The sequence below is a fragment of the Micromonospora parva genome, from assembly GCF_040649675.1.
GTDB classification, from domain to species: domain Bacteria; phylum Actinomycetota; class Actinomycetes; order Mycobacteriales; family Micromonosporaceae; genus Micromonospora; species Micromonospora parva.
Map to the genome: position 1 here is coordinate 384309 of NZ_JBEZFX010000005.1, position 26738 is coordinate 411046.

At 70.6% G+C, this 26738-nt stretch carries 23 protein-coding genes, 1 tRNA gene and 1 riboswitch; of the genes, 9 read left to right on the top strand and 15 right to left on the bottom strand.

Annotated features, from left to right (window positions below):
* Positions 1–52: 52 nt before the first annotated feature.
* Entirely contained in the window at positions 53–610 is a 558-nt protein-coding gene (locus AB0C03_RS15605) for a pyridoxamine 5'-phosphate oxidase family protein (RefSeq protein WP_030332010.1), read from the bottom strand.
* 99 nt (positions 611–709) lie between these two features.
* Between AB0C03_RS15605 and dcd the strand changes: the two genes are divergently transcribed.
* Positions 710–1288, top strand: a complete 579-nt coding sequence (gene dcd, locus AB0C03_RS15610) for a dCTP deaminase (RefSeq protein ID WP_030332009.1) — start codon at positions 710–712, stop codon at positions 1286–1288.
* A 58-nt stretch (positions 1289–1346) separates the two neighbouring features.
* Here the strand turns inward: dcd and AB0C03_RS15615 are convergent, their stop codons facing one another.
* Positions 1347–2387: a C40 family peptidase gene (locus AB0C03_RS15615; RefSeq protein WP_030332007.1), complete on the bottom strand. Its 1041-nt coding sequence runs from the start codon at positions 2385–2387 to the stop codon at positions 1347–1349.
* Between the two features lie 13 nt (positions 2388–2400).
* Positions 2401–2536, bottom strand: a riboswitch (cyclic di-AMP (ydaO/yuaA leader).
* A 235-nt stretch (positions 2537–2771) separates the two neighbouring features.
* Here AB0C03_RS15615 and AB0C03_RS15620 point away from each other — a divergent pair.
* Positions 2772–4754, top strand: a complete 1983-nt coding sequence (locus AB0C03_RS15620; protein ID WP_357637291.1) for an N-acetylmuramoyl-L-alanine amidase — start codon at positions 2772–2774, stop codon at positions 4752–4754.
* A gap of 55 nt (positions 4755–4809) precedes the next feature.
* Here the strand turns inward: AB0C03_RS15620 and AB0C03_RS15625 are convergent, their stop codons facing one another.
* The 5 genes from AB0C03_RS15625 to AB0C03_RS15645 form a co-directional block, all read right to left on the bottom strand.
* A complete protein-coding gene (locus AB0C03_RS15625) occupies positions 4810–5823 on the bottom strand; it encodes a C40 family peptidase (RefSeq protein WP_245233623.1) in 1014 nt (337 codons plus the stop codon).
* Positions 5824–5990: 167 nt separating this feature from the next.
* Positions 5991–6992, bottom strand: coding sequence for a hemolysin family protein (locus AB0C03_RS15630; RefSeq protein ID WP_030332002.1), 1002 nt, complete (start codon positions 6990–6992; stop codon positions 5991–5993).
* The gene (locus AB0C03_RS15635) at positions 6985–8310 is read right to left on the bottom strand and encodes a hemolysin family protein (protein ID WP_357637295.1); all 1326 of its coding nucleotides are present in this window, start codon (positions 8308–8310) and stop codon (positions 6985–6987) included. Before AB0C03_RS15635 ends, AB0C03_RS15630 begins: the two co-directional genes overlap by 8 nt.
* 104 nt (positions 8311–8414) lie before the next feature.
* Complete coding sequence (locus AB0C03_RS15640) at positions 8415–10613, bottom strand: (Fe-S)-binding protein (protein WP_030331998.1); 2199 nt, start codon at positions 10611–10613, stop codon at positions 8415–8417.
* A gap of 204 nt (positions 10614–10817) precedes the next feature.
* Entirely contained in the window at positions 10818–11084 is a 267-nt protein-coding gene (locus AB0C03_RS15645; RefSeq protein WP_196920428.1) for a cell division protein CrgA, read from the bottom strand.
* Positions 11085–11305: 221 nt separating this feature from the next.
* Between AB0C03_RS15645 and AB0C03_RS15650 the strand changes: the two genes are divergently transcribed.
* The 4 genes from AB0C03_RS15650 to AB0C03_RS15665 are packed head-to-tail and all read left to right on the top strand — an operon-like array spanning position 11306 to position 14625.
* On the top strand, positions 11306–12106 hold the full coding sequence (locus tag AB0C03_RS15650; protein WP_030331995.1) for a DUF881 domain-containing protein: 801 nt from the start codon (positions 11306–11308) through the stop codon (positions 12104–12106).
* Positions 12103–13686 (top strand): class E sortase, encoded by a 1584-nt coding sequence (locus tag AB0C03_RS15655; RefSeq protein WP_357637299.1) that lies wholly within the window; start codon positions 12103–12105, stop codon positions 13684–13686. Before AB0C03_RS15650 ends, AB0C03_RS15655 begins: the two co-directional genes overlap by 4 nt.
* 4 nt (positions 13687–13690) lie before the next feature.
* Positions 13691–13972, top strand: coding sequence for a hypothetical protein (locus AB0C03_RS15660; protein WP_030331991.1), 282 nt, complete (start codon positions 13691–13693; stop codon positions 13970–13972).
* Between the two features lie 2 nt (positions 13973–13974).
* Positions 13975–14625, top strand: coding sequence for an aminodeoxychorismate/anthranilate synthase component II (locus AB0C03_RS15665; RefSeq protein WP_210857867.1), 651 nt, complete (start codon positions 13975–13977; stop codon positions 14623–14625).
* A 58-nt stretch (positions 14626–14683) separates the two neighbouring features.
* Here AB0C03_RS15665 and AB0C03_RS15670 read toward each other — a convergent pair whose 3' ends face one another.
* Genes AB0C03_RS15670 through AB0C03_RS15705 form a run of 8 tightly spaced genes read right to left on the bottom strand, consistent with a single transcriptional unit; the run spans position 14684 to position 24402 of the window.
* On the bottom strand, positions 14684–15379 hold the full coding sequence (locus AB0C03_RS15670; RefSeq protein ID WP_210857869.1) for a SanA/YdcF family protein: 696 nt from the start codon (positions 15377–15379) through the stop codon (positions 14684–14686).
* A gap of 19 nt (positions 15380–15398) precedes the next feature.
* Complete coding sequence (gene pknB, locus AB0C03_RS15675; protein WP_357637304.1) at positions 15399–17216, bottom strand: Stk1 family PASTA domain-containing Ser/Thr kinase; 1818 nt, start codon at positions 17214–17216, stop codon at positions 15399–15401.
* On the bottom strand, positions 17213–18622 hold the full coding sequence (locus AB0C03_RS15680; RefSeq protein ID WP_357637307.1) for a serine/threonine-protein kinase: 1410 nt from the start codon (positions 18620–18622) through the stop codon (positions 17213–17215). The genes pknB and AB0C03_RS15680 overlap by 4 nt, the downstream gene beginning before the upstream one ends.
* A 1-nt stretch (position 18623) precedes the next feature.
* Complete coding sequence (locus AB0C03_RS15685; RefSeq protein ID WP_030331980.1) at positions 18624–20129, bottom strand: peptidoglycan D,D-transpeptidase FtsI family protein; 1506 nt, start codon at positions 20127–20129, stop codon at positions 18624–18626.
* The gene (locus AB0C03_RS15690) at positions 20126–21619 is read right to left on the bottom strand and encodes an FtsW/RodA/SpoVE family cell cycle protein (RefSeq protein WP_030331978.1); all 1494 of its coding nucleotides are present in this window, start codon (positions 21617–21619) and stop codon (positions 20126–20128) included. The genes AB0C03_RS15685 and AB0C03_RS15690 overlap by 4 nt, the downstream gene beginning before the upstream one ends.
* Positions 21620–21649: 30 nt before the next feature.
* Positions 21650–23125, bottom strand: coding sequence for a PP2C family protein-serine/threonine phosphatase (locus AB0C03_RS15695; protein ID WP_210857863.1), 1476 nt, complete (start codon positions 23123–23125; stop codon positions 21650–21652).
* The gene (locus AB0C03_RS15700) at positions 23122–23607 is read right to left on the bottom strand and encodes an FHA domain-containing protein FhaB/FipA (RefSeq protein WP_030331975.1); all 486 of its coding nucleotides are present in this window, start codon (positions 23605–23607) and stop codon (positions 23122–23124) included. Before AB0C03_RS15700 ends, AB0C03_RS15695 begins: the two co-directional genes overlap by 4 nt.
* A 6-nt stretch (positions 23608–23613) precedes the next feature.
* Positions 23614–24402, bottom strand: coding sequence for an FHA domain-containing protein (locus AB0C03_RS15705; RefSeq protein WP_007454122.1), 789 nt, complete (start codon positions 24400–24402; stop codon positions 23614–23616).
* A gap of 207 nt (positions 24403–24609) precedes the next feature.
* Here AB0C03_RS15705 and AB0C03_RS15710 point away from each other — a divergent pair.
* From AB0C03_RS15710 to AB0C03_RS15720, 3 genes are all read left to right on the top strand, one after another.
* Positions 24610–24695 (top strand) — tRNA-Leu (locus tag AB0C03_RS15710).
* A 64-nt stretch (positions 24696–24759) separates the two neighbouring features.
* Positions 24760–25875, top strand: a complete 1116-nt coding sequence (locus tag AB0C03_RS15715) for an NAD-dependent epimerase/dehydratase family protein (RefSeq protein ID WP_030331972.1) — start codon at positions 24760–24762, stop codon at positions 25873–25875.
* Entirely contained in the window at positions 25872–26678 is an 807-nt protein-coding gene (locus tag AB0C03_RS15720; protein ID WP_210857862.1) for a WecB/TagA/CpsF family glycosyltransferase, read from the top strand. Before AB0C03_RS15715 ends, AB0C03_RS15720 begins: the two co-directional genes overlap by 4 nt.
* Positions 26679–26738: the final 60 nt, after the last annotated feature.

Below are 26738 nucleotides of genomic sequence, written 5' to 3' on the forward strand. Positions count from 1 at the left end.
CGGTGTCGGCTCCGTGAGGACGGAGCCGACACCGATGATCTTCCGGTCGTGGTCAGGCGGCCGTGCACTGGACGTCACGGCTGAGGCGGGTCGGGCGCGTCGGCGGGACGGCCAGTGGGGTGGCCACCGCCGACGGGGCGTTTGGGTCGAGCCAGACCCGCACGGCCGGCCGACCCGGCGCGAGGCCGGGAACGCCCGCGATGTGCTGCTCACGGCGGGTAAGCATCGCCACGTCGATGGTGAACTCGAAGAGCCGCCAGTCGACCTGCGGCTCGGCGCGGGCGCTCTGCGCCAGCTGCGCCACCCGGACCGGATCGGTCACCGGACGGGCCCGCCCTGCCACGTATGCCTCGTCGTCGCTCTCCTCGGCCGGGAACGAGTGCAGCGCGTAGCGGCCGTCCCGTTCGAGGTCACGGCGCTTGGGCGAGTCGATGATGAAGCAGAACAGCCCCTCGGCGGTGATGACCGGGGAGACCGGATGGACGCGGGGCCCGCCGTCGGCGCGGACCGTGGCCAGATAGCCGAAGCCCGGCCCGTACTGCTGGAGGAGAACGCGGATCCCGTCGGCGAGTCGGGGCTCGTCGGCGGCGAATTCGGACCAGGAAGCCATGTGGGCATTCTATCGAACAAATGTACGAGCAGCGACCTCGACGCGCTGGTCACCGGCACCGAATCCGGGCACTTTCGGCAACGCGGCTATGGTGGTCCGATGCTGCTCTCCGACCGCGACCTGGTCTCCGAGATCAAGGCCGGCACGCTGGGCCTGGAGCCGTTCGAGCCCACCCTGGTCCAACCGTCCAGCATCGACGTCCGACTCGACCGGCTGTTCCGGGTCTTCAACAACCACCTCTACACCCACATCGATCCCGCCATGCAGCAGGACGACCTGACCTCGGCGGTCGAGGTCCCCGACGGTGAGCCCTTCGTGCTGCACCCCGGGGAGTTCGTGCTCGCCTCGACGCTGGAGGTCATCTCGCTGGGTGACCAGCTCGCCGGCCGACTGGAGGGCAAGAGCTCCCTGGGCCGGCTCGGGCTGCTCACCCATTCCACCGCCGGCTTCATCGACCCGGGCTTCTCCGGTCACGTGACGCTGGAACTCTCGAACGTGGCGAACCTGCCGATCACCCTGTGGCCCGGCATGAAGATCGGGCAGCTCTGCATCTTCCGGCTCTCCTCGCCGGCCGAGCACCCGTACGGCTCGGTGGTCTACGGCTCGCGCTACCAGGGCCAGCGGGGGCCGACGCCAAGCCGCGCCTGGCAGCACTGGCGCACCTGGCCCACCCGCTGAACCACGACGACGAGGGCCCGCCGCGACGGATCGCGGCGGGCCCTCTCGTCACCCGGGGTCAGCCCGGGCGGCCGTAGCTGTGGATCGGGCCGTCGTCGACCTTCTTCATCTTGACCGGTTGACCGGCCTGCGAGGCGTGCACCACCCAGCCGCCGCCGACGTACATGCCGACGTGGTGGATGTCGCTGTAGTAGAAGACCAGGTCTCCGGGGCGCAGGTCGCCCCTGCTGACGTTCTTCGTGACGCGGCTCTGCGCGGCGGCGTTGTGTGGCAGCGACACACCGGCCTTCGCCCAGGCGGCCAGCATCAGCCCGGAGCAGTCGTACGAGTTCGGACCCTCGGCACCCCAGACGTAGGGCTTGCCGATCTGGGCGCACGCGAACTTGACAGCGGTGCCCGCGCCGCCGCCGGGGTAGCTGCCCGGGCAGGGCGCCGGGCGCAGTGGGCCACCGCCACCGTTGCCGTACACCTTGAGGCGCAGCTTCTGCAGGCGGTCGATCTCTTCGTTGATCTGCTTCTTCTTCGCCGCCAGCTGAGCTTCGGTGCGGGTCAGCTGGGCCACCATCTCGTCCAGCGGCGCCTTCTGCGCGGCCAGCTGGTCGCGCAGGTCGGCGACCTCGCGTACGTCCTTCTGCTGGTTGTGCGCGAAGCGGTCGAGCATCTCGAGCTGGCCGACCACCTCGCTGGGCGACCGGCTGCCCAGCACCGCGTTGACGGTCAACACGTTCTCACCCTTGTAGGCGCGTACGGCCAGGGCGCTGACCTTGTCCATCGCGGCGTCGACCTGGCGCTCCAGCGGGGTGATCCGGGCGGCCAGCGCGTCGGCCTGCTTGCGCTTCGCGGCGAGGTCGGCGCGGGTGGCGTTGTGCCGTTCGATGATCGGTTCGAGCTTGTTCCAGTCGGCGTCGATCTGGCGCTCGATCTCGGCGACCGACGGGTCGGCGTGGGCCGCCGTGGCACTGCCGGTCAGGACGACGGCGACGCCGGCCAGGGCGGCGAGTGCGGTGGTGAAGCGGGACCAGCGTGGGCGCGGCACGATCGACGTCGGGCCGGCTGATGCCGACCGCTCGGACGACGGCCGCGGGGCATGGAGTGCCACCGGGGTTCCGTACTCCTTCTTCCTGACCGCCTACCGGGTTAGCTGACGGGTTCGGGCGGGAAGTCGGCGCCCTACCGCAGTGGCTGCGGATTCACCCCGAGGGACCTGGGTCCCCGGTTCGCTCGGAAACGACTCGGCGGTGTCGGTCCGTTACCGCCCGGGCTGGGCGGAGCTGCTGTCGGCCCGACGAATGACCAGAGTAGAGACGCTTGTTACCGATCCGCAACCCGCACGGCCGTGACACTCCGTACCGATTGGACGAGGTCACCGACCGTGTGTGAAGAATTCTTTCCCCACGCTTCGATAGATGGAAAGGTATTGACCTGACCTCCCGGACGGCGCGATGGTGACCTGACCTCACTCCGCGAGAATCTAGGGGGTTCGATGCACCATCCAACCCTGTCGACGGGCTGGCGCGCACTGCTCGCCGCCGCCGTGGTCGCCGCCGCCACCACGGTGCCACTCTCCGTCGGCCCGGCCGCCGCCGCGTCCACCACCGACCGTCAGCAGCAGTACGCCGCCGCGGCCACCGAGTACGGGGTGCCGACAGTCGTGCTGCTCGCCGTCTCCTACCTGGAGTCCCGCTGGGACACCAACGCCGGCACACCGAGCACCAGTGGCGGCTACGGCCCGATGCACCTGACCGACGCCCGGCACGTGGCCGCCCTACCCGGGCGCGGTCACCACGACGCCGGTGCCGAGGACCCGCGCGGCGACGACTCGCGTCCCGCCCGGGTGCCCGCGCCCCGACCGGTCGAGGCCCCCGCGCCGTCCACCGCCGCGTTGCAGACCGTGGACGCCGCCGCCACGCTGACCGGCGTCGCCCCCGAGGCACTGCGCACCGACGCGGGCCTCAACATCCGGGGTGGGGCGGCGCTGCTCAGCGCGTACCAACGGGAGCTGGACGCCCCGGTCGGCGCCGACACCGACCCGGCCGCCTGGTACGGCGCGGTGGCCCGCTACTCCGGCGCGGACAGCGCCGACGCCGCCGCGGCCTTCGCCGACGAGGTCTTCACCACCATCGGCGCGGGCCAGTCCCGGGTGACCGACGACGGCCAGCGGATCACCCTGCCGGCCCGCACGGTACGGCCCGAGCGTTCCTGGTTGGACCGGCTGGGTCTGCGCCGGCTGGCCCGCCCGGACGGGGTGGAGTGCCCCCGCACCATCTCGTGCGAGTGGATCCCGGCACCCTACGAGGCATTCGGCGACGGGGACTACGGCAACCACGACCTCTCCGACCGGCCCGCCCGGCAGAAGATCGAATACATCGTCATCCACGACACCGAGGCGAGTTGGGCGACGACCCTGCAACTCGTCCAGGATCCGACCTACGTCAGCTGGCACTACTCGCTGCGCTCGGTGGACGGGCACATCGCCCAGCACGTGAAGACCAAGGACGTCGGTTGGCACGCCGGCAACTGGTACGTCAACGCGAAGTCGATCGGGCTGGAACACGAAGGCTTCGCGGCGCAGGGGACCTGGTACACCGAGGCGATGTACCGGACCTCGGCGAAGCTGGTCCGGCACCTGGCGCTGCGGCTGGGCATCCCACTGGACCGCCAGCACATCATCGGCCACGACAACGTGCCCGGCACCGTCGCCTCCACGGTGCGGGGAATGCACTGGGATCCGGGGCCGTACTGGGACTGGACGCACTACTTCGACCTGCTGCACGCACCCCGACTGGACACCGGCACCCCGGCCACCGGGCTGGTCCGCATCGACCCCGACTACGCCACCAACCAGCCGGCGTTCACCGGTTGCGTCACCGCCGGCGTGCCGTGCGCACCGCGCGGCTCCTCGGCGGTGGTGCTCCGGAGCGCACCGTCCGCGGACGCGCCGCTGGTCAACGACGTCGCGCTCCGCCCGGACGGCACCCCGAACACGATGGCCGTGTCCGACCACGGGGCCCGGGCCTCCGCCGGGCAGACGTACGCGCTGGCCGGCCGGCAGGGCGACTGGACGGCGATCTGGTACCTCGGGCAGCGGGCCTGGTTCCACAACCCGCCGTCCGCGCCGACCGCCAGCTGGACCGTCGGCGTCGTGGCCACCCCGAAACCCGGACGGGCCACCATCCCGGTGTACGGACGGGCGTACCCGGAGCAGGCGGCGTACCCGGAGGGGGTGCCGTACCAGACGATCTCGCCGTTGCAGTACACCCTGGCCGCCGGGCAGCGGTACGCCGTCGGCGCGGTGCTGGCCGGCGAGTACTACCGGGCCAGCACGTTCGACGGCTCCTCGCCCGGTGACTGGACGGTGATCCGCGGCAAGAACCGCTACGCGCAGATCCAGTTCGGCCACCGGATCATGTACGTCGACCTCGCCGACGTGCAGCTGTTGCCGTCCCCGGTGGGCGCGCCCCGCTGACAACCACGACGGCCCCCGGTCGGTGACCGGGGGCCGTCGTGTCGCGTCAGGTGGATCAGCCGGGTCTGCGGAAACCGGCGATGGGCATGGTGGTGATGCTGGACACCTGCACCGGTTTGCCGGCGCGGGGCGCGTGCACCATCTGGTTGTTGCCCAGATACAGCCCGACATGACTCAGGCCGGAGAAGAAGAACACCAGGTCACCGGGGCGGGCGTCGGCCCGCGCGATGGCCTTGCCCTCGTTCCACTGGTCACCGGTGTGGTGGGTGAGGTAGATCCCCGCCGCCTTGTAGGCGTACTGGGTCAGCCCCGAACAGTCGAACGAGTTCGGGCCGGTGGCACCCCAGACGTACGGCTTGCCGACCTTCCCGCAGGCGGTCTTGATAGCGGTACGGGCCGCCTCGCTGACCACCCCGTTGATGGTCGGGCAGGCCGCGGTCTTGACGGTGGTCTTCGGCATCGACGCCTCGAGCTGCTTGATCTCGGCGTCGATCTGCTTCTTCTTGGCCGACAGATCGTTCTGCTGCTTGGTCTGGGTGACGATCAGCGCGTCCAGCTTCTGCTTCTCGCCGTCGTACTTGGCCCGCACGGCCAGCACACCCTCGACCTCCTTGCGCTCCTGCGCGGCGAGCCGGTCGAGGATGGTGAGCTGCTCGGTGAGCGTGTCCGGCTTGGCGCTGACCAGCAGCGCGCCGATGTCGTGCGACGGGCCCGAGATGTAGTAGCGGGAGGCGAGGTCGCCGACCCGGTTGAGCGCCAATTCGCTCTGCAGCGCCAGCGGCTCGATCTTCTTCTGCAGGTCCGCCGACTTCTTCCGGTTGACCTTCAACTGCGCCCGGACCTTGTTGTACTGCTCGATGGTGGGCTCCAACTGCTCCCACTTCTTGTCGATCTGCGCCTCGATCTCGTCGACCGTGGGCGCGGCATGCGCCGGCGCGGTCAGCAGACCGGCGCCGACCGCGGCAGCAGCGACCAGGACCAGCACCCGATGGGCGGCGCGGCGCAGGCCACCAGAGCGAGCAGACGCATTCAGGTCGTGACGATGAGGGGGCATGGTTGCCACCGGCACCGACTCCTTTGCAACCGACCGCCGGGCGCCTCGCGTGAGGGAAGGGCCGAGGCAGACGACCCACAGCGGTCGGTGCCCCACATTAGGGAAGCGCGCAGCGGTAATCAAGGCGGGCGCAGTAACCATCACTGTCGTGCAACCGCTTGCACACCAAGGGTATTGGCCCATCACCCAACGATTGCGGTCAATACGTCGTCAAGAGTGACCACACCGAGAGGTCGTCGCCCGTCGCTGACCAGCACCATGTGCCGCCGCTCCCGACGCATGGCCAACAGCAGGTCGGCCAGCGTACGTTCCGGCGGCACCACGGCCAGCGGCCGGTAGACGTCGGCCGGTACCGGCGACCGGCGACCCTGCCCCGCGTACCCGAGCACGTCCTTGACGTGCACAAAGCCGAGCACCCGGCGGGTCGACCGCTGCACCACCGGAAACCGGGACCGGCCGGTCCGGGTCGCCAGCACCTCCAGCGACGCCGGCGAGACGTCCTCGGCCACCGTCACCACCGTCGACCACGGTTGCAGCGCGTCCGCCGCCGTGCGGTCGTGCAGGGCCAGCGCGCCGGTGATCCGCGCGTGCTGCTCCGCGTCGAGCAGCCCCTCGGTCCGCGCCTGGGAGACCAACCCGGCCAGTTCCTCGGCGGTGAACACCGTCTTCACCGCCTCGGACGCCTCGATCCGCCAGAATGCGAGCACCCGCCGGGCCGCCCATTTCATCGCGAGCAGCAACGGTTTGGTGGCCACGCAGAACGCCAGCATCGCCGGCCCCAGCCAGAGGGCGGAGACCTCCGGACCGGCCAGCGTGATGTTCTTCGGCACCATCTCACCGACGACCGTGTGCAGAAAGACCACCACACCCAGGGCCAGCACGAACGCCACCGGGTGCACCGCCCGTTCCGGCAGGCCGATCGCGTGGAACGGCGGCTCCAGCAGGTGCGCCAGCGCCGGTTCGGCGATCGCCCCCAGCCCCAAAGAGCAGACCGTGATGCCGAGCTGCGCGCCAGCGATCATCAACGGAATCTGGTTCATCGCCGACAACGCCCAGCGGGCCCGTTTCGACCCGGCGGCCAACGGTTCGATCACCGTCCGACGGGACGCGATGAGCGCGAACTCGCTGCCCACGAAGAACCCGTTGCCGAGCAGCAGCAGCACTGTCACCAGCAGCTCAGTCATCGTCGTCCGGATCCGCCGGGCGCACCACCCGGACCTGCTCGATCCGGTGCCGCTCCACCTCCACCACTGTGAACTCCCACCCGTCCGCCTCGACCGTCTCACCGGCGAGCGGGATGTGCCCGAGCTGGGCCATCAGGTACCCGGCCAACGTCTCGTACGGCCCCTCAGGCAGCCGGAAGCCGGTCTGCTCGGCCAACTCGTCGGAGCGGAGCACCCCGTCGACCAGCACGGTGCGCTCCCCGCCCGGCACTGTCAGCTCGGCCGACCCGTCGTCGTCCACACTCGCCGGGTCGAACTCGTCGGCGATCTCCCCGACCAACTCCTCGACGAGATCCTCGACGGTCACCACACCGTCCGTGCCGCCGTACTCGTCGACCACGATGGCCAGGTCGGCCCCGGCCGCCTTGAGCGCGGCCAGCACACCGTCCAGGTTGAGGCTCTCCGGCACGTACACCGGCTCGCGGGCCACCGAGCCGACAGTCGTCGACGCCCGGTCGGCCAGCGGCACACCCAGGGCGTCGGGCACGGCGGCCACGCCGGTCACCAGGTCCAGGGTCTCCTCGTACACGGGGAACCGCGTCCGCCCGGTCCGCCGCGACTCCTCCAGCAGCTCGGCCACGGTGGCTGTGACGCGCAGCGCTACCACGTCCACCCGGGGAGTCATCGCCTCGGCGGCCCGTTTGTCACCGAAGCGGATGGTGCGACGCAGCAGCATCGCGGTGTCGGTGGGCAGCGCCCCGGCCCGCGCCGAGATGCCCGCCAGCAGGCCCAGCTCCTCCGGCGAGCGGGCGCTGGCCAACTCCTCCTGCGGCTCCACACCGAGTGCCCGGACAAGGCCGTTCGCCGAGCCGTTCAACCCTCGGATCAACCAGCCGAACGTCCGGGAGAACGCGTGCATCGGGCCGGCCGTGGCCAACGCCGCCGGCATGGGCCGGGCCAGCGCCGCGTTCTTCGGCACCAACTCGCCGAAGAGCATGGAGATCAGCGTGGCCAGGGCCAACGCGAGGAACGGGGTGAGCCGCCCGGTGTTGTCGCCGGCGATCGGGCGCAGCAACGGGGCGAAGAGGCGAGCCAGAGCCGGCTCGGCCAGGTAGCCGGTGAGCAGCGCGGTGATGGTGATGCCGAGCTGCGCCCCGGAAAGCTGGAAGGAGAGTTCGCGCAGCGCCGCGCGTACCGTCCGGGCGGCCTCGTCGCCCGCGACGGCCCGCCTGTCGATCTCCGCCCGGTCGACGGTGACCAGGGCGAACTCGGCCGCGACGAAGAACGCGTTGCCCGCGGTCAGCGCTACGAAACCGACCAGGGGCAACAACGTCGTCAAGAGTAGGCCGTCGATGTCGCGTCACCTCGGCGAGATTCTTGCACGACGGCGGCGGCCCGCAGGGGCCACCGCCGTCGATGTTTCAGAACCCGGAGGTACGCGTCTCAGCCGCCGATCGGCGCGGTCTCCTTGCCGCCCTGCGGCTGCTCGGGCTTGACCGAACGGAGCAGCACGCTCGCCACGTCGATCACCTCGACCTGCTCGCCGGCGCCCTTGCCGTTGACCCCGTCGTTCAGCATGGTCGAGCAGAACGGGCAGCCGACGGCGACCGTCTTCGCCCCGGTGGCCATGGCCTCCTCGACCCGGTCCACGTTGATCCGCTTGCCGATCTTCTCTTCCATCCACATCCGGGCGCCGCCGGCACCGCAGCAGAAGGACCGCTCACTGTTGCGCGGCATCTCGGTCAGGTCACCGGCGATAGCGTCGCCGAGGACCTCGCGGGGGGCCGCGAAGATCCGGTTGTGCCGACCCAGGTAGCAGGGGTCGTGGTAGGTGACCCCGCCGTCGACCGGCTGCACCGGCGTGAGCTTGCCGGTGGCGACCAGGTGGGCCAGCAGCTGGGTGTGGTGGACCACCTCGAACTCGCCACCGAGCTGCCCGTACTCGTTGCCCAGGGTGTTGAAGCAGTGCGGGCAGGTCGCGACGATCTTGCGCTTGGTCTTGTCCCGGCCCTCGAACGCCTCGTTCAGCGTCTCCACGTTCTGCTGGGCCAGCATCTGGAAGACGAACTCGTTGCCAATCCGTCGTGCCGGGTCACCGGAGCAGGTCTCGCCCTCGCCCAGGATCGCGAACTTCACGCCCGCCTCGTTGAGCAGCGTGGCCACCGCGCGCGTGGTCTTCTTGGCCCGGTCCTCGAACGCGCCGGCGCAGCCGACCCAGAACAGGTACTCGAAGTCGTCCACCTCGCCGACCCGGGGCACCTCGAAGTCCAGGCCCTTGGTCCAGTCCTCGCGGGTGTTCTGCGGCGCACCCCACGGGTTGCCCTTGTTCTCCAGGTTGCGCAGCATCACGCCGGCCTCGGAGGGGAAGCTCGACTCGATCAGCACCTGGTAGCGGCGCATGTCGACGATGTGGTCCACGTGCTCGATGTCCACCGGGCACTGCTCGACGCAGGCACCGCAGGTGGTGCAGGACCAGAGCACGTCCGGGTCGATGACCCCGCCCTCCTCGGCGGTGCCGATCAGCGGCTTGTCGGCCTCGGCGAGGGCCAGCACGTCCAGGTGCGCGAGCTGGGCCTGGGTGGCCTTCTCCTCGCCGGTCAGGTCCTTGCCGCCGCCGGCCAGCAGGTAGGGCGCCTTGGCGTACGCGTGGTCGCGGAGGCTCAGCACCAACAGCTTCGGCGACAGGGGCTTGCCGGTGTTCCAGGCCGGGCACTGCGACTGGCAGCGGCCGCACTCGGTGCAGGTGCTGAAGTCGAGCAGGCCCTTCCAGCTGAACTGCTCGACGTGGGCGACGCCGAACTGGTCCTTCTCCGGGTCCGCCTCCTCGAAGTCGAGCGGCTTGCCCTGGCTCGTCATCGGGCGCAGCGCGCCGAGACCGGAGCCGGCCGGCTTGGCCGGCTCCCGCTTGAAGAAGATGTTGGGGAACGCCAGGAAACGGTGCCAGGCCACACCCATGGTGACGTTCAGCGAGATGACGATCAGCCAGGTCATCGAGATGGCGATCTTGATGAGCGCGGCGACGCTCGCCCCGTCCGACCAGTCGGGCAGCACCGCGCCGACCGCGTGGCTGACCGGGGTGGCCCAGAGCGGGTACTCGAAGTGGTCGGTGGCGACCTTGAAGCCGCGGATCAGCAGGCCGAAGATCAGGACCAGCAGCACGATCCACTCGACGAAGTAGCCCTGCCACATCGTCGATCCGGTGAACCGGGACCGCCCGCCCGGCCGGGTCGGCCGGTTGCGCAACCGGATCACCATCAGCACCAGGATGCCGATCAGGCCCAGCACGGTGATGATCTCGGTGGCCAGGCCGAAGATCGTCCAGTGCCCGATGATCGGCAGCCCGCCAGTCGGGGTGACCACCTCGAAGTACGCCTCGAGCACCAGCAGCGACAGCACGATGAAGCCGACCATCACGAACCAGTGCGCCGCACCGACCACGCCCCACTTGAGCATTCGGGTGTGGCCGGCGGTCTCCACCAGCATGGTCCTGGTACGGGCGCCCTTGTCGGAGAACCGCTCCGGAGCGGGTTGCCCGAGCCGGATGACGGCCGTCATCTTCATGACCGCGCGTACCGCAAGCCACACCGCCACGGCGGTGATGGCGGCCGCGAGGATCGTGGTGACGATCTGGACGCTGCCCATCGAGTTGGCCTCCCCGGTCTGCTGCCTGATGACCTCGCTCTGCTCGGTCATGCACTGCAGCCTACGCGAAGGTTACCCAGCGGTAACGTGAGTCATCTCGCAGTAGGCCACGCTGCCTGCGCACACCATAGGGGGCCCCGCCCGATCCTGCCGGGCAGGGGCTCGACGGGTGACGTGAGACCGCCGACGCGACGGCCTGCCAGATCAACGCCAGCGGGAGAGCAAGGCCAGCGAAGCGACCATCGCGCCGAAGCCGACGGCGAGGTTCCAGTAACCCCACGCCATGACCGGGTACTCCTGCTCGGACAGGTAGTAGAGCACCAGCCAGCCGATCCCGACGACGATCAAGGCGACCGCGGTGACCGGCAACCACACCGGGCTAGGCTTGCGCGACGACGACGCCGTCGTCGTCGGACGGACGTCCGTCGGCGGGGTGTACACCTTCTTCTTACGGACCTGAGACTTGGGCACGGCGCTCTCCAGAGGGGTGACGACCTCGTCCGGCCTGACAACCGGGCGCGGGGGCGACGGTCCATGGCCAATAATGTTCGAGAGCTAGCGTAGTCCCGATTGGCCGCCTGGACCACGAATGGGGTCAGGCCGGTGCACGGAGTGACCGAAAGAGGCGGGACTGTTCGCATCGCCGGCCCGGCCGGCACGGACCGATCCCCGACACGCGGAAGGAACGCTCGGTGGAGTACACATCCGGCGCAACCTCCTGGCAGAAGGTCCTCCGACGGGCCGTTGCCGGGCTGCTGCCCCGGCGACCGCGTCAGCGCCGTCCGGGCTGGTCGATCGGGGTGCCCCTGATCGCGGCGGCGGCCGGGTTGCTGTTCACCACCACCGCCACCACCGCCGGCGGCACCGCTCTCCGGGAGGACCGGCGGCCCCAGCTCAATCAGCTCATCGAGGACCGCCGCGAACAGGTGGCAGCCAGCGAGCGCCGCGCCGCCGAGCTGCGCGGCGAGGTCGAGCAGCGGACCAACACGCTGGCCGGCTCCGACGCCCCGATCAAGGAGCAGCAGAACCGCGCCCAGGGCAGCCTCCAGAACGCCGGGTTCACCGCCCTGACGGGCCCCGGGGTCACCGTCGAGCTGAACGACGCGCCGCAGATCGACCAGACCCAGTCGGACGCCAGCAACGACGACCTGGTGGTGCATCAGGGAGACGTACAGGCGGTGGTCAACGCGCTGTGGGCCGGCGGAGCCGAGGCCATGTCAATCATGAACGTCCGCGTGCTCACCACCAGCGCGGTACGCTGCGTCGGTAACACCCTGCTACTTCATGGCCGGGTGTACTCCCCACCGTTCAAGATCGTAGCAATCGGCGATCCCGCTGCCCTCCAGCAGGCCCTCGCCAGCTCTCAGGGAGTCCGGTTGTTCAAGGACGCGGTCGACGACTACCAGCTCGGCTACACGGAGACAGCATCCACGGTGCGAGTCCCCGCATTCGAGGACTCCACCGCCCTGCGCTCGGCTACGGTGCCCAGATGAGCGGGCCGGACGAGCGTCGCGACGGGCGACACCGGGACCAGACCGACGAGCCGACCGCCTTCCTGCCCCCGTTGGATCGGCCCAGGTCGGCAGCCGACCGGCCGGCCCCGGCCGGCAACTGGCCCGAGCCGGTGCTGCACCCTCCGCGAGCCGGGCAACCGACGCGACCGAACGCCGACCGACCTGAGCCGAACGAGACCCCGGGCCGACCGGGTGTCGAAGCCCCACCGCCCTGGCCGGGCACCGCGGCTCCCGGGCTGGGCCCGCACGGCAACGCCGGGGCTCCCCCCGCGACCACCCCCGGCCGGCCGGCCACCGGCAACCAGGGCCCGGTTCGGCCCGCTGCCCCCGGCAACGCACCAACCCGACCGGCCGCGCCCAGCGCGATGCCGACCCGCCCGACGACCTCCGGCCCGCCCAGCCGGCCGGCCTCCTCCGGCCCCTCGACCCCGCCGCTGGCCGACTCACCGACCGCGCCGATTCCGCAGGTCACCGCCCGGCCCGCACGACCCACCGGCCCTCCGACCACCCCGCCTGGCCCGGCCATGCCTGTGTCACCGGCCGCCCCTGGTCGCGCGGCAGCGGCCCGGCCGGAAGGCGTCGCGCCGTCGACCGGGCCCGGCCGGGTCCCGCCGAGCGCTGGCGGTGACCGGGGCGCGGATCCGGCCGCCACCGCGCTGATTCCGGCCGTGCCCGCAACACCCGCCACCAGGCCGCCGACCATGGACTCGACCGCGCTGATGGGTGCCGTTCCGCGCACCGCAGTCCCCGCCGAGCCGACCGGCGGCAACCCCGCCGACCCTCCCCAGCCGCGTCGGGGCGAGCGGGTGGTCCAACTCCGGCCGCACCAGACCGGCGAGGGCTACAAGAGCGTCTACTCCGAGCTCACCCGGCCGTCGTTCGGCTCCCGGCTGCGCACCGGCATCCGCGTCACCGGCGAAGTCCTGATCACCTTCGGCCTGGTGGTGCTGCTCTTCGCCGGGTACGAGGTCTGGGGCAAGTCGGCCATCGTCGACGCCCACCAGAACGACCTCAACAACGAGTTGGCCCAGGCGTGGGGCCCGACCGACGACCCGACTGTCGCCCCGTCGGCGGCCGGCCCGAGCGTGAAACCGTCACCTCCGGTACGCGGCAAGCCGCTCGCGGGCCTCTACATCCCCAAGCTCGACAAGAACTGGGTGGTGGTCGAGGGCGTCACCCAGGCCGACATCCGCTACGCCCCGGGCCACTACCCGGCCAGCGCGCTCCCCGGCCAGGTGGGCAACTTCTCCGTCGCCGGCCACCGCAACCGGGCCACCTTCTGGCGGCTGGACGAGCTCAGCGAAGGCGACGCGATAGTGGTCGAAAGCAAGACCGACTGGTACGTCTACCGGGTGTCGCAGTCGCGGATCGTCAAGCCGACGCAGGTGGAAGTGGTGGCACCGGTGCCCGGCGAGCCGAACAAGAAGGCGACCAAGCGGATGCTGACCCTCACCACGTGCAACCCGAAGTTCGACAACTACCAGCGTCTGATCATCCACGCCGAGCTGGACCGTACCCAACCCAAGTCGGCGGGCCGCCCGGCGGAGCTGGGAGGCTGACCCGATGTACGCGTTCATCTGGCGCAAGCTCCCCTTCGGCCTGGTCGGAAAGCTGACCGGCTCGGTGCTGCTGGTGGCCGCCACCGTCGCGCTGCTCTGGTATGTCGCCTTCCCGTGGGCCGAGCCCCTGCTGCCCTTCGACGACGTGCAGGTCGAGTCCGGCGTTCCCGCCGAGACCGGTGGCGGCGGCGACCCGGTGACCGGGGAGACCCCGGCCGGGGAAGATCACGAGCTGCCGTACGACACCGACCAGAACAACCCAGCGCCGTCCTCCCCAAGCAGGTGACCATGCGCGTCCTCGTGATCGACAACTACGACTCGTTCGTCTTCAACCTGGTGCAGTATCTGGGCCAGCTCGGCGTCGACTGCGAGGTCCGCCGCAACGACGAGATCGACGTCGCCGAGGTGGGCAGGGTGGGCGCCGCCGGCGTCCTGCTCTCACCCGGGCCGGGCAGCCCCGACCGGGCCGGCATCTGCCTGGACGTCATCCGGACGTACGCCGGCGAGCTGCCGATCTTCGGTGTCTGCCTCGGTCACCAGGCGATCGGCGAGGCGTTCGGGGCGACCGTCACCCGGGCCCCCGAGCTGCTGCACGGCAAGACCTCCGAGGTGCGCCACCATTCGGTCGGCGTCCTCGCCGGTCTGCCCGACCCGTTCACCGCCACCCGGTACCACTCCCTCGCCGTTCTGCCCGAAACGCTCCCCGACGAGCTTGAGGTCACCGGCTGGACCGGCTCCGGAGTGGTGATGGCGATGCGGCACCGGACGCTGCCCATCGAGGGCGTCCAGTTCCACCCGGAGTCGGTGCTCACCGAGGGCGGCCACCTCATGCTGGCCAACTGGCTGGCCGGTTGTGGTCACGCGGAGGCGCTGGAGCGCGCGCCCGCGCTCGCCGCCGAGGTCGACACCCGCCGCCGCGCCGCGTTCGCCACCACCTGAGGCCGAACCGTCCCGGCCGTCATCCGGCCGGGTGGCGTGAGAACGCGGGCCGGCTGGGTCAGTTCCGCAGCGCGTTCTGGACCGCCGGATCCGCCGGCGAGCGGACCGCGGGCGGACGGCTCCGAACGGCGTCCCACGCCGCCTTGCCACTGGCGAAGTAGTCCCGGACCGACTTCTCGGCGAGCAGTGCGGTGCCGCAACCGTCGCAGCGGGCGGTCACCCCGTCGACGTCGAGGCCGAGATGGCGGCACAGCGTCACCGCCCGGGACAGGTGGTACGACTGGGTGACGATCAGGGCCCTCTCGACGCCGTACACCTCGCGCGCTCTCGCGCAGGTGTCGTAGGTGTCCAGGCCGAACGGGTCGGCCACCACCCGACGCCTGTCCACACCGCGCTCGGAGAGATACGTCGTCATCACCGCCGGCTCGTCACCTGACGCGCCACCGCCGTCGCCCGACACGAGAACGACAGTGGCCCGCCCGCTGGTCACCAGCTCGGCGGCGGTGTCCAGGCGACCGGCGAGACGGTCCCCGGGCCGCTGTCGGTCGGCGGCCACCTCGGTACCGAGCACGATCACCACGTCGACGGTCGGCGCGTCGGCGGCAGCGTACACGTGGCCGCGGGCGGCGAGCGTCGTCCACAGCCACGGGGAACTGGCGAGCACCAGCACGACAAGGCCCGCGAGTGCCAGCCAACGGAGGCGTCGGGGCCACCGCCGCACCGGCTTGACCGGGGACGATCCCGCCTCGGTCATGTCGGTGCCCACTGGTGGCTCAGTCCTGCGGCCGGCTCGGCGGGGGTGGGAACGGCAGACCGATGCCGCCCCCGTTGCCGGGAGTGGTCGGCGTGGTCGTCGGAGTGGCCGTCGGCGTGTTCGTCGGTGTCGGGTCGGTCTCCGGCTCCGGCTGACTCACCTTGATGGTCACCTTCGTGCCGGTGGGCTTCTTCTCCTTGCCGTTCGGGCTCTGGTCGGTGACCTTCCCCGCTTCGGCGGCGGGCACCTCCGGCCCGTTCTGCACGACCACAGTGAAGCCGTCGTTGCGGAGGACGCGGGTGGCCTCCTCCTGGCTCAACCCGACGACGTCCGGCACCCCGCGGACGTTGCCCTTCGAGACCGTGAGCTTGATCTTCGTGCCCTCGGGGACGCTCTCGCCCGAGGGCGGGTCGACGTCGAGAACCTCGTCCTCGCTCGCCTCGGCGTCCACCGTCTTGACCTCGTACTTGAGCTTCGCCTCGGTCAGCCGTTCGATGGCGCTCTCCCGCTTGCTGCCCTTGAGCCCGGCCGGAACGCGGACCTCGGGAACGCCGCCACAGACCTGAATGGTGACAGTGCCGTTCTGCTCCAGCCGGCTCGTCGGTGCCGGATCCTGGTTGACGACGTTGCCCTTGGTGCAGTCGCTGGCCAGCACCGGCTCACCCACCTTCGGGGAGAACCCGGCGTTACGAATCTCGTCGATCGCGACAGCCTGGCTCTTGCCGGTGAGGGTGGGCACCGACTTCAGGTCCTTGCCCTGCTGCATGTTCCAGAGCAGGGCGGCGACCAGGGCGATCACCGCCAGCACGCCGACCGCGCTGAACATCGCGATCAACCAGGAGGACGCCTTGCGCTGACGCGGGTCTCCCACCCGGGCGGGGATCTGCCCGGTCTGCGGCCCGCGGCCGGAAGCCGGGTAGCCGCCCCCACCGCCGGCCGGGGCCATCGCCACCGTCTCCGCCTCGCGCAGCACCGGGGTGGCCAGCACGGGCCGGCCGGCGGCGGCGCGAAGCAGGTCCGCCCGCATCTCGCCGGCACTCTGGTAGCGGTTGAGCGGGTTCTTCGACAACGCCTTGAGCACGATCGCGTCGACGGCCGGCGTGACGTCCGGGTTGATGTCGCTGGGCGTCGGCGGCGTCTCCCGTACGTGCTGGTACGCGACGCTGACCGGGCTGTCCCCGACGAACGGGGGATGGCCGCAGACCAGCTCGAACAGCACGCAGCCGGCCGCGTACACGTCGGAGCGCGCGTCGACGGCCTCGCCGCGGGCCTGCTCCGGGGACAGGTACTGGGCCGTGCCGATCACCGCGCTGGTCTGCGTCATGGTGGTCGCGCCGCTGGCCAGTGCACGGGCGATGCCGAAGTCCATCACCTTGACCTGGCCGGTCTGGGTGAGCATCACGTTGCCGGGCTTGATGTCCCGGTGGATGATGCCGTGCCGGTGGCTGAACTCCAGCGCCGCGCACATGTCGGCGCAGATCTCCAGCGCCCGGCGCGGCTGCAGCCGGCCCTCGGCGCCGAGGACCTCCTTCAAGGTCCGCCCGTTGACGAACTCCATGACGATGAACGGCAGCGTCTCGCCGGTCGGCGCGGTCTCCTCGCCGGTGTCGTAGACCGCCACGATCGCCGGGTGGTTGAGTGAGGCGGCGTTCTGCGCCTCCCGACGGAACCGCATCTGGAACGTCGCGTCCCGGGCGAGGTCGGTGCGGAGCATCTTGATCGCGACGTCCCGACCGAGCCGAAGGTCGCGACCGCGGTGCACCTCGGCCATACCGCCATAGCCGAGCAGCTCGCCGACCTGGTACCTGCCACCGAGCAGGCGGGCCTGCGCTGTCATCGCGTCTGTCGTCCTTCGCTCGTCGTCGTCCCGCCGTCGCCCGGCTGGAGTCGTACCTCCCGACGGTACGACGTCCGGATCGGATCGTCGCCTTCGTCGAGTCGTAGCGCGCCGGACGCCACGGTGTGCGGCGCCAGCCCGGCCGATGCACCGGCCTGCGACTGCTTCCGTAGGTTGTAGGAAATCACGCCCGAGCAGAGCAGGACCAGCACGGCGAGCAGGATGGCGAGGAGCACCATCCCGGGGCGGGACCGCTGCGGCTGGGGTGACGGCACTGCCGGGCCGGCCTGTCGGACGTACGCCGGCGGGTGTTCCTGCCGGGGTGGCCCGGCGGGCACGGCAGCGGCACCGCGCGGGTAGCCGTTCGGTGCGCCCTGCGGCCGGGCTGGCTGAACGGCCGGCGCGACGGCGGTGGGGCGTGGCTGTTGGGCGGGCGCGATCGCTGTCGGCCTGGGCCCGCCCACCGGCGGGCGGGCAGCCGGCGGACGCATCTGGTGCGCCTGCGGCACCTGGGCCCGGCCGGGCGCGGCGGGCGAGGCGGGCGCGGCCGAGACCGGCCCGGAATTGCCGGCCGCCCGGGCCTGCTGGGACAGCGCGGCCTTGAGCTGACGGGCGACCCCGGCGAGGGCGGCGGCGCTCGGCCAGCGGGCGGCCGGGTCCTTGGCCAACGCCCGTTCCACCAGGGCGCGCACCTGCGGAGGGATGTCGGACGGCAGCGGCCGGGGCGTCTCCCGGACGTGCCGCATCGCGATGTCGAGGGGATTGTCGCCCTCGAACGGCCGCCGACCGGCCAGGCACTGGTAGGCGACCACGCCGAGGGCGTATACGTCGGAAGCGGGGGTGGCCACGCCGCCGGTGGCCTGCTCCGGCGAGATGTACGAGGCGGTGCCGAGCACCGAACCGGCGGCGGTGAGCTGGCCGACCATGTCGGAGCGGGCGATGCCGAAGTCGGTCAGCACCAGCGTGCCGTTCGGCCGGACCAGCAGGTTGCCCGGCTTCACGTCGCGGTGCACGATGCCCTTCTCGTGCGCGGCGTGCAGCGCGTCGGCGGCCTGCGCGACGAGGGCCATCGTCCGGGCGGGAGTGAGCCGGCCGACCCGGCTCAACGTCGACGACAGGGCGTCACCTTCGACGTACTCCATGACCAGGAAGGCGATCTGCTGGTCGTTGCCGAAGTCGTAGACGTCCACCACGCCGGGATGGTTGATGGTGGCCATGGTGCGGGCCTCGCCGCGGAACCGCTCGCCGAAGTCCGGGTCGTCGAGTAGCGCGGGCAGCAGGCTCTTCACCGCGACCGTCCGGCCGAGCACCTGGTCGGTGCCGCGCCAGACGTCGCCCATGCCGCCGCTGGCGATCCGCTCGTCGAGACGGTAGCGGTTGCCGAGCTGCACGCCGGGGCTGAGCATGTCAGCGACCCCCCGGGTCGGTGATGGCGGCCCGCATGATCTGACCGGCGATCCGGGCGGCCTCGCCGCTACCACCCGGACCGGCCTGCTCCAACATCACGCAGACCGCGGACACCGGGTTGCCGTTCTTGTCCATCGCGAAGCCGATGAACCAGCCGTGGTCCGGTCGATCCGGGGCGGACTGGGCGGTGCCGGTCTTGCCGCCGACCGTGTAGCCGCCGATCGCGGCACTCTTGCCGGTGCCGTTCCGGACCACGCTGACCATCATCTCGCGCAGGTCGGTGGCGACCTGGGAACTGACCGGCTGGCGCAGCTCCCGCGGCTTGGCGGTGTAGTAGCTGGTGGTCCGGTCCGGTGCGAGCCACTGCCGGACCAGGTACGGCCGCATCTGGCTGCCGTTGTTCGCGATCGACGCAGCGATCATGGCGCCTTCGAGCGGGGTCATCCGGACGTTGTTCTGGCCGATCGAGGACTGGGCCAGTGCGGCCTGGTCGGTGCTGCCGTCCGGGTTCTGGATGTCCCCGGTCCGGCTGGCCGCCGTGGGCAGGCCGCCCTCACCCAGGTGGCCGACGGTCAGGTCCTCCTGCTCGAAGCCGAACTGCCGGGCCTTCTCCTTGACAGTGTCAGCGCCGAGCCGCACGCCGAGCTGGGCGAACCCGGTGTTGCACGAGTAGGTGACCGCGTCCAGCAGGCTTACCTGCCGTCCCGGGCAGATCGACGGATCGGCGTTGCGGATGGGCGTGCCCGACGTGGGCGCGGTGTAACTGGAACCGGCCGGGATCTGGGTCGTCGGCGTGACGCCGTTCTCCAGAGCCGCCGCGGCGACCACGATCTTGAAGGTGGAGCCCGGCGGCAGCGTCTCGGCGAGCGCGCGGTTCTTCAACGGCTCCGTCGGGTCCTTCTCCAGCTTGTTGAACGCCGCAGCCGCCTCGTTGCTGTCGTGGCTGGCCAGCGGGTTCGGGTCGAAGCTCGGCATGGAGACCAGCGCCTGCACCGCCCCGGTACGCGGGTCGATGGCGATCGCCGCGCCGCGCTTCGCGCCCACCCTGTTGTCACCCAGCTGGTCGTACGCCACGTCCTGGGCCTTCTTGGAGAGCGAGAGCAGCACGTTGCCGCCGCCGGTGTCGTCCCCGGTGAACATGTCCTTCAACCGGTCACCGATCAGCTGGTCGCTGGTGCCGGCCAGGAAGTCGTTCTCCGACCGCTCGATGCCCTGGTCGGCGAGGTTGACCGGCTTGTAGCCGAGCACGTGGGCGTACTTGGCGCCGCCCGGGTAGGTGCGCAGGAACTTCAGGTTGCCGGTGGTTTCCTTGCTGGTGGCAAGGGCTGTGCCGCCGGCCTCGATGTTGCCGCGCTTGCGGTCGTACTCGGCGACCTGGACCCGACGGTTGTAGTCGCTGGTGCGGTATTCATCCGCCTTGTAGGCCTGAATCCAGTTGAGGTTGGCGAAGAGCAGACCGAACAGGACCATGACGACGACGCCGACGCGGCGCAGGGGTGCGTTCACGGCTTGATCACCTCCGTGGGAGCACCGTGCAGCTGCTCCGGCGGGCTGCCGCTGGGACGGACGGCCTTGCCGCCGCCTCCTCCGGTCACCGGACGGCGGGCGCCGTCGGAGACCCGCAGCAGCACCGCGATGAGCAGCCAGTTGGCCATCAGCGACGACCCGCCTGCGGACAGGAACGGGGTGGTCTGACCGGTCAGCGGGATGAGCTTGCTGATCCCGCCGACGATCACGAAGACCTGGAGGCCGAGGGTGAACGCCAGACCACCGGCGAGCAGCTTGCCGAACGAGTCCCGGACGGCGAGCGCGGCACGCAGCCCACGCTCCACGATCAGCAGGTAGACCACCAGCAGCGCGGAGAGACCGAAGAGGCCGATCTCCTCACCGATGCCGGCGAAGATGAAGTCGTTCTGCACCTCGGGCAGGATCTCCGGCTGACCGCCGCCCGGACCGGCACCGAAGAGCCCGCCCGTGCCGAGGGCGAGCAGTCCCTGCACAAGCTGGTAGCCCTTGTCGGTCGGGTCGGCGAACGGGTCCAGCCAGATCTCCGCCCGCAGGTAGAAGTTGGCGAACGGCCCGCCCACCGTCGAGCCGAGGACGTAGGCGAGGTACGCGCCGCCGAAGAAGAGAACCAGGCCGATCAGCAGCCAGCTGACCCGTTCGGTGGCGATGTAGAGCGTCACCACGAACATGCCGAAGTAGAGCAGCGAGGTGCCCAGGTCCTTCTCGAAGACCAGCACCAGGACGCTGATCAGCCAGACGCCGACCACCGGGCCGAGGTCACGGCCACGGGGGAAGTCGATGCCGAGGAAGCGCCGGCTGGCCAGCGACAGCACCTCACGCTTGCGCACCAGGTAGTAGGCGAAGAAGACCAGCAGCGCCAGCTTGGCGAACTCACCCGGCTGGATGGAGAAGCTGCCCACCCGGATCCACAGCTTCGCGCCGTTGATCTCGGAGATGCTCGACGGCAGTACCGCCGGGATCATCACCAGCACGATACCGGCCAACCCCAGGGTGTACGCGTACCGCGAGATCGACCGGTGGTCACGCATGATGGCGAGCAGTCCGGCGGCGAGGATCACCGCACCGAGCGTCCAGGCCAGCTGGCGCCCGCCCTGCCCGGCGAAGACGGCCAGGTTCTCGCGCTCGGCCACCGGAGCGTCGCCCAGGTCGATCCGGCGCAGGAAGCCCACCCCGAGCCCGTTGAGCAGGGCCACCGCCGGCAGCAGGGCCGGGTCGGCGAACGGGGCGAGGAACCGGATGACCAGGTGCAGGCCGAGGAAGACCGCGCCGAGCGCGGCGGCCGGCATCCAGAAGTCCGAGGTGACCGTGTCCAGCAGGTTCGCTTCGACGGTCGCCCCGTACGCGGCCACCAGCACCATCGCGAGCAGCAGCAGGGACAGCTCGGCGTTGCGGCGCGACCGCGCCAGGCGTACGCCGGATTGCTCGCCCGCGGTGGCGGGCGAGGGTGCCGGTGTGGCCGCTACGGTCACGGGTGGAGTCCTCGGTATCTCAGCCGACGCTCACTCAGGAGACCGGCAACTGGCCGGGTCGAGCGCCGGCGTGGCCGAGTCTGAGGGCGTGACGTCGGGTGTGGTGGTCGCGCCGGCCCCCCCGAGAGCGGTGGTGGCACCGGCGGTCGGGGTTGCGCTGACAACCCCGTTGGGGGTCGACGAGGCGTTGACGCTCGGGCTGCCGTTCGGGGTCGGCGTCAAACCGATCGGCGTCGGCGTGGGCGTGGGCGTGTTGGCCCCGGCGGCGGTCGGGTCGAGTGGGCAGAGCGGCTTCAGGTTGGGGTTGCTGGGGGTGTCGCTGGTCAGCTCGGCGAGCTGACGCTCGGCGTCCGGCTCGCTCTTGGCCCGGATGCCGACCTTGACGGTGTCCTGCGCGGCGACAGTGAGGTCGTCCAGCCGGGTGCCGCTGCGGCGGTGCACGCTGGACAGGTCCATCCCGGCGATCTGACCCTGGACCCCACGGAAGACGGCGACCTGCCCCTCTTCGGTGGCTCCCACGTAGTACTGCCGCTGGGTGTACGTCCAGCCGCCGAACGCCGCCCCGCCGACGATCACCAGCACGGCCAGCGCCATGGCGGCGGTCCGCACCGGGCGTCGTTTCGGCCGGTCCGGTTCGTCGTCGGCGGCCGCCGGCTCCTCGGGCGCGGCCGGGCGCGGCGCGGAGAGCGCCGAGGCTCGGGCGGCCGGGGTCGAGTCGTCGGCGGAGGTCGCCATTCCCCGGTCCCGGGCGGCGGCACCGCCGACGATCGGGGTCGCCTCGACGATGTCCTGGTCGGTGGCGTCGGCGATGATCACCGTGATGTTGTCCGGCCCGCCGCCGCGCAGCGCGAGCTGCACCAGCCGCTCGACACACTGCTGCGGGTCGGCGTACTCCCGCATGGTCTCGCCGATGGTTTCGGCGCTGACCACACCCGAGAGGCCGTCGCTGCAGATCAGGTACCGGTCGCCGGGCATGACCTGGCGGACCGAGTATTCCGGGTCGATGTCCCGACCGTCGAGGGCGCGGGTGAGCAGCGACCGCTGCGGGTGGCTGCTCGCCTCCTCGGCGCTGATCCGGCCTTCGTCGACGAGCATCTGGACGTACGTGTCGTCCTTGGTGATCTGCGCGAACTCGCCGTTGCGCAGCAGATAGGCCCGCGAGTCACCGATGTGGACCATTCCCAGCTTGCTGCCGGTGAAGAGGGTCGCCGTCAGCGTGGTGCCCATCCCCTCCAACTGCGGGTTGGCGTCCACCGTGTCGCGGAGTTGTTGGTTGGCGGTGCCCACGGCCGAACGCAACGCATCGACGAGGGCGTCCCCCGGGACGTCCTCGTCGAGCGGCGCCATGGCACCGATGACGATGTTGCTGGCGACGTCACCGGCGGCCATACCGCCCATGCCGTCGGCAACGGCGAGTAACCGCGGCCCGGCGTAGACGGAGTCTTGATTGCCGTCTCGGATCAGACCGCGGTCGCTGTGGGCCGCATAGCGCAGGGTCAGAGTCATGGCCGTAATTCGAGGGAAGTGCGGCCGATCCGGATCGGCACGCCGAGGGGGACGGGGGTTGGTCCGGAGACCTTAGCGCGATCGAGGTACGTGCCGTTAGTCGAGCCGAGGTCCTCGACGTACCACTGCCCGTCACGCGGCACGAGCCGGGCGTGTCGCGCGGAGGCGTAGTCGTCGGTGATGACCAGGGTGGAGTCCTCGGCTCGACCGATGGTGATCTGAGCTTCACCGAGAGTGATCCTGGTGCCGGCCAGCTGACCGGCTGTCACCACCAACTGGTGCGCCGCCCTACCCCGCTTCACCTTCGCTGGCTTGGCCGCCTGCCCCGTCGAGGCGCCCACCGCGCGTGGCGCGGCCACCAGGCGACCGGACCGGGCGCCCGCGAAGAGGTCCCGGCGGATCACGCCGACCACCGTGAACACGAAGATCCACAGCAGGATCAGGAACCCGAACCGGGCAACGGTGATGACCAGTTCCGGCAAGGCGGCTCAGCCGTCCACGCGGAAGGTCAGCGTCGTCGTACCGAGCTGGACCATGTCACCGGGGTTGAGCGCGACGGCGGAGACCCGCTGCCCGTTCACCATGGTGCCGTTGGTCGAACCCAGGTCGGTCAGCACGACCTGGCCCCCGTCGAAATCCAGCCGGGCGTGTCGCCGGGAGATGCCCACGTCGGGCAGCCGCAGGTTGGCCTGGTCGCCACGACCGATCACCGTCGACCCCATCTGGAGGGGATAGGTGCGACCGTCGCCGGAGACCAGCCGCACGTTGCGACCGCCGCCGTGCCCGGGCGGCGGACCGTAGCCACCGCCCTGGTCGTACGCGGGGTAGGCGGGCGGGCCGGCGTCGTAGCCGGGTGCCGACACCGGGGCGACCTCGCCGCCGGTGTAGACCTCGGCCGTGACCCGGAACATGCCCGTGTCGAGGCCCTCACCTCGCTCGATCTCGACGATCACGTCGCCGTAGACCGTCCACGCCTGCTCGCCGATGAACTCCGCCTGCGACTGGGCCAACTCCTGGGCCAGCGCGGCGGCGTACGGCGCCAGCCGACTATGGTCGAACGGCGAGAGATCGATCACGTAGCGGTTGGGCACCAACGTGCGCCCACCGGCCAGGATCGCCTTGTGCGCCTCGGCCTCCCGCTGCATGGCGTTGAGGATCTCCACGGGGTGGACCACCCCTTTGAAGACCTTGGCGAAGGCCCCTTCGACCAGGCCTTCCAGACGCTTCTCGAAGCGTTGCAGCACGCTCACCGGCTCCTCCTCGGGTCCCGAGGACATGATGGTATCCGGCCGGCGCGCGCGCAGCTCACACGCCGCTCGGCCGGCTGCTCTCGACCCGTTCGGAAGGGCCGGGACTGTCGTGCTAATCTTTCGTCCGCCACGAACGGTAACCGCTCGTGGCGAGCGCCGGGAACAGCGTAGTATTCCCGGGGCCCGTTGGCGACAGCGGGGCCAGGGCGGCTAAGGTGTTCCGGGTTGTGCCACGGGGATGTGGCGGAATGGCAGACGCGCACGGTTCAGGTCCGTGTGCCCGAAAGGGCGTGGGGGTTCAACTCCCCCCATCCCCACCACCGACGAAGGGCTCCGCATATGCGGAGCCCTTCCGTCATATCGGGGCGTGCCGGACGTCACGCTATGCTCCGATGGATTCTGCCTCCGATGGACCAGGAGTGGCGTGTGAGTGTCGCGTTGGTGACAGGGTCGGGTGGTCTGATCGGCTCCGAGGCCGTCCGGCATTTCGCCGGCCTCGGTCTGGATGTCGTGGGCATCGACAACGACATGCGCCGGTACTTCTTCGGCGAGGACGGTTCCACCTCCTGGAGCCTTGAACGGCTCAGCCGTGACCTGGGTAACGCCTACACCCATTTCGCGGTGGACATCCGGGACCGGGACGGCCTGGAGCAGGTGTTCAAGAAGTACAGCTCGGACATCGCCGTGGTGATCCACAGCGCCGCGCAGCCGAGCCACGACTGGGCCGCCAAGGAGCCGTACACGGACTTCGACGTGAACGCCGGCGGCACGCTCAACATGCTGGAGAACACCCGCCGACACGCGATCGACGTGCCGTTCATCCACTGCTCGACCAACAAGGTCTACGGCGACCGGCCCAACAGCCTGCCGCTGGTCGAGCTGGAGACCCGGTACGAGCTGCCCGAGGACCACCGTTGGTACCAGGGCATCACCGAAGAGATGTCGATCGACCACTCACTGCACTCCGTCTTCGGCGCCTCCAAGGTCGCCGCGGACGTGATGGTCCAGGAGTACGGGCGCTACTTCGACATGAAGACCGCCTGCTTCCGGGGCGGCACCCTGACCGGCCCGGCGCACTCCGCCGCCGAACTGCACGGGTTCCTGGCCTATCTGATGCGCTGCGTCATGGAGGGCCGGACGTACAACCTGTTCGGTTACAAGGGCAAGATGGTCCGGGACGCGATCCACTCCCACGACGTGCTGACCGCGTTCGAGGCGTTCTTCCGGGCCCCCCGCTCCGCGGAGGTCTACAACCTCGGCGGCGGTCGCCACTCCAACACCTCCCACATCGAGGCGTTCCGCATCGCGGAGGAGATCACCGGCCGGGAGGCGCGGATCAACTATGTCGAGCAGAACCGCACCGGCGACCACCAGTGGTACGTCAGCAGCATGGCGCGGTTCGAGGCGCAGTATCCGGACTGGAAGATCACTTACGACGTGCCGATGATCCTGCGGGAAATCTACGAGGCCAACGTGGACAAGTGGGTGGCCCAGCCGTGAGCAGCCGAACCAAGCGCAACGTGCTCGGCGTCCTGGTCGACGCCACCGACTACGCCACGGCGACCGACGCGGTGGTGACCGCGGCGCACGAACGGCGTCCCCTCGCGCTGACCGCGCTTGCCGTGCACGGTGTGATGACCGGGGTGCTCGACCCGGCGCACAACGCGCGGCTCAACTCCTTCGACGTGGTCACGCCGGACGGGCAGCCGGTGCGGTGGGCGCTCAACCTGCTGCACCACGCCGGGCTCAGCGACCGGGTGTACGGGCCGACCCTGACCCTGCACGTGCTGTCGCGGTTCGCGGACGAAGGGCTGCCGGTCTACCTGTACGGCTCGACCGAGGAGACCCTCGCCCGGTTGATCCCGGCCCTGGAGCGGATGTTCCCGGCGCTGAAGATCGCCGGGGTGGAGCCGTCCAAGTTCCGTGCCGTCCAGCCCGGCGAGGACGCCGAGATCGCCGACCGAATCCGGTCCAGCGGTGCCCGGCTGGTCCTGGTCGGCCTCGGCTGCCCGCGCCAGGAGGTCTTCACGTACGCCATGCGGCCACTGCTCGACATGCCGCTGATGGCGGTCGGCGCGGCCTTCGACTACCACGCCGGGCTGTTGCGCCAGCCCCCGCCGTGGATGCAGCGTGTCGGCCTGGAGTGGTTCTGGCGCCTCGGTCTGGAGCCGAAGCGGCTCTGGCGCCGCTACATCATCCTCAACCCGGCCTACCTGAGCCGCCTGGTCGCGCAGAAGCTCGGCCTGTGGAAGGCCCGCCCGCCGGCGCCGGCCACCGAGCGGCCGGCCAGCTTCTCGGTCTGAGCCCTACGACCTTCTCGGTCTGAGCCCTACGACGCGAGGCCCCACCCGGCGTGCCGGGTG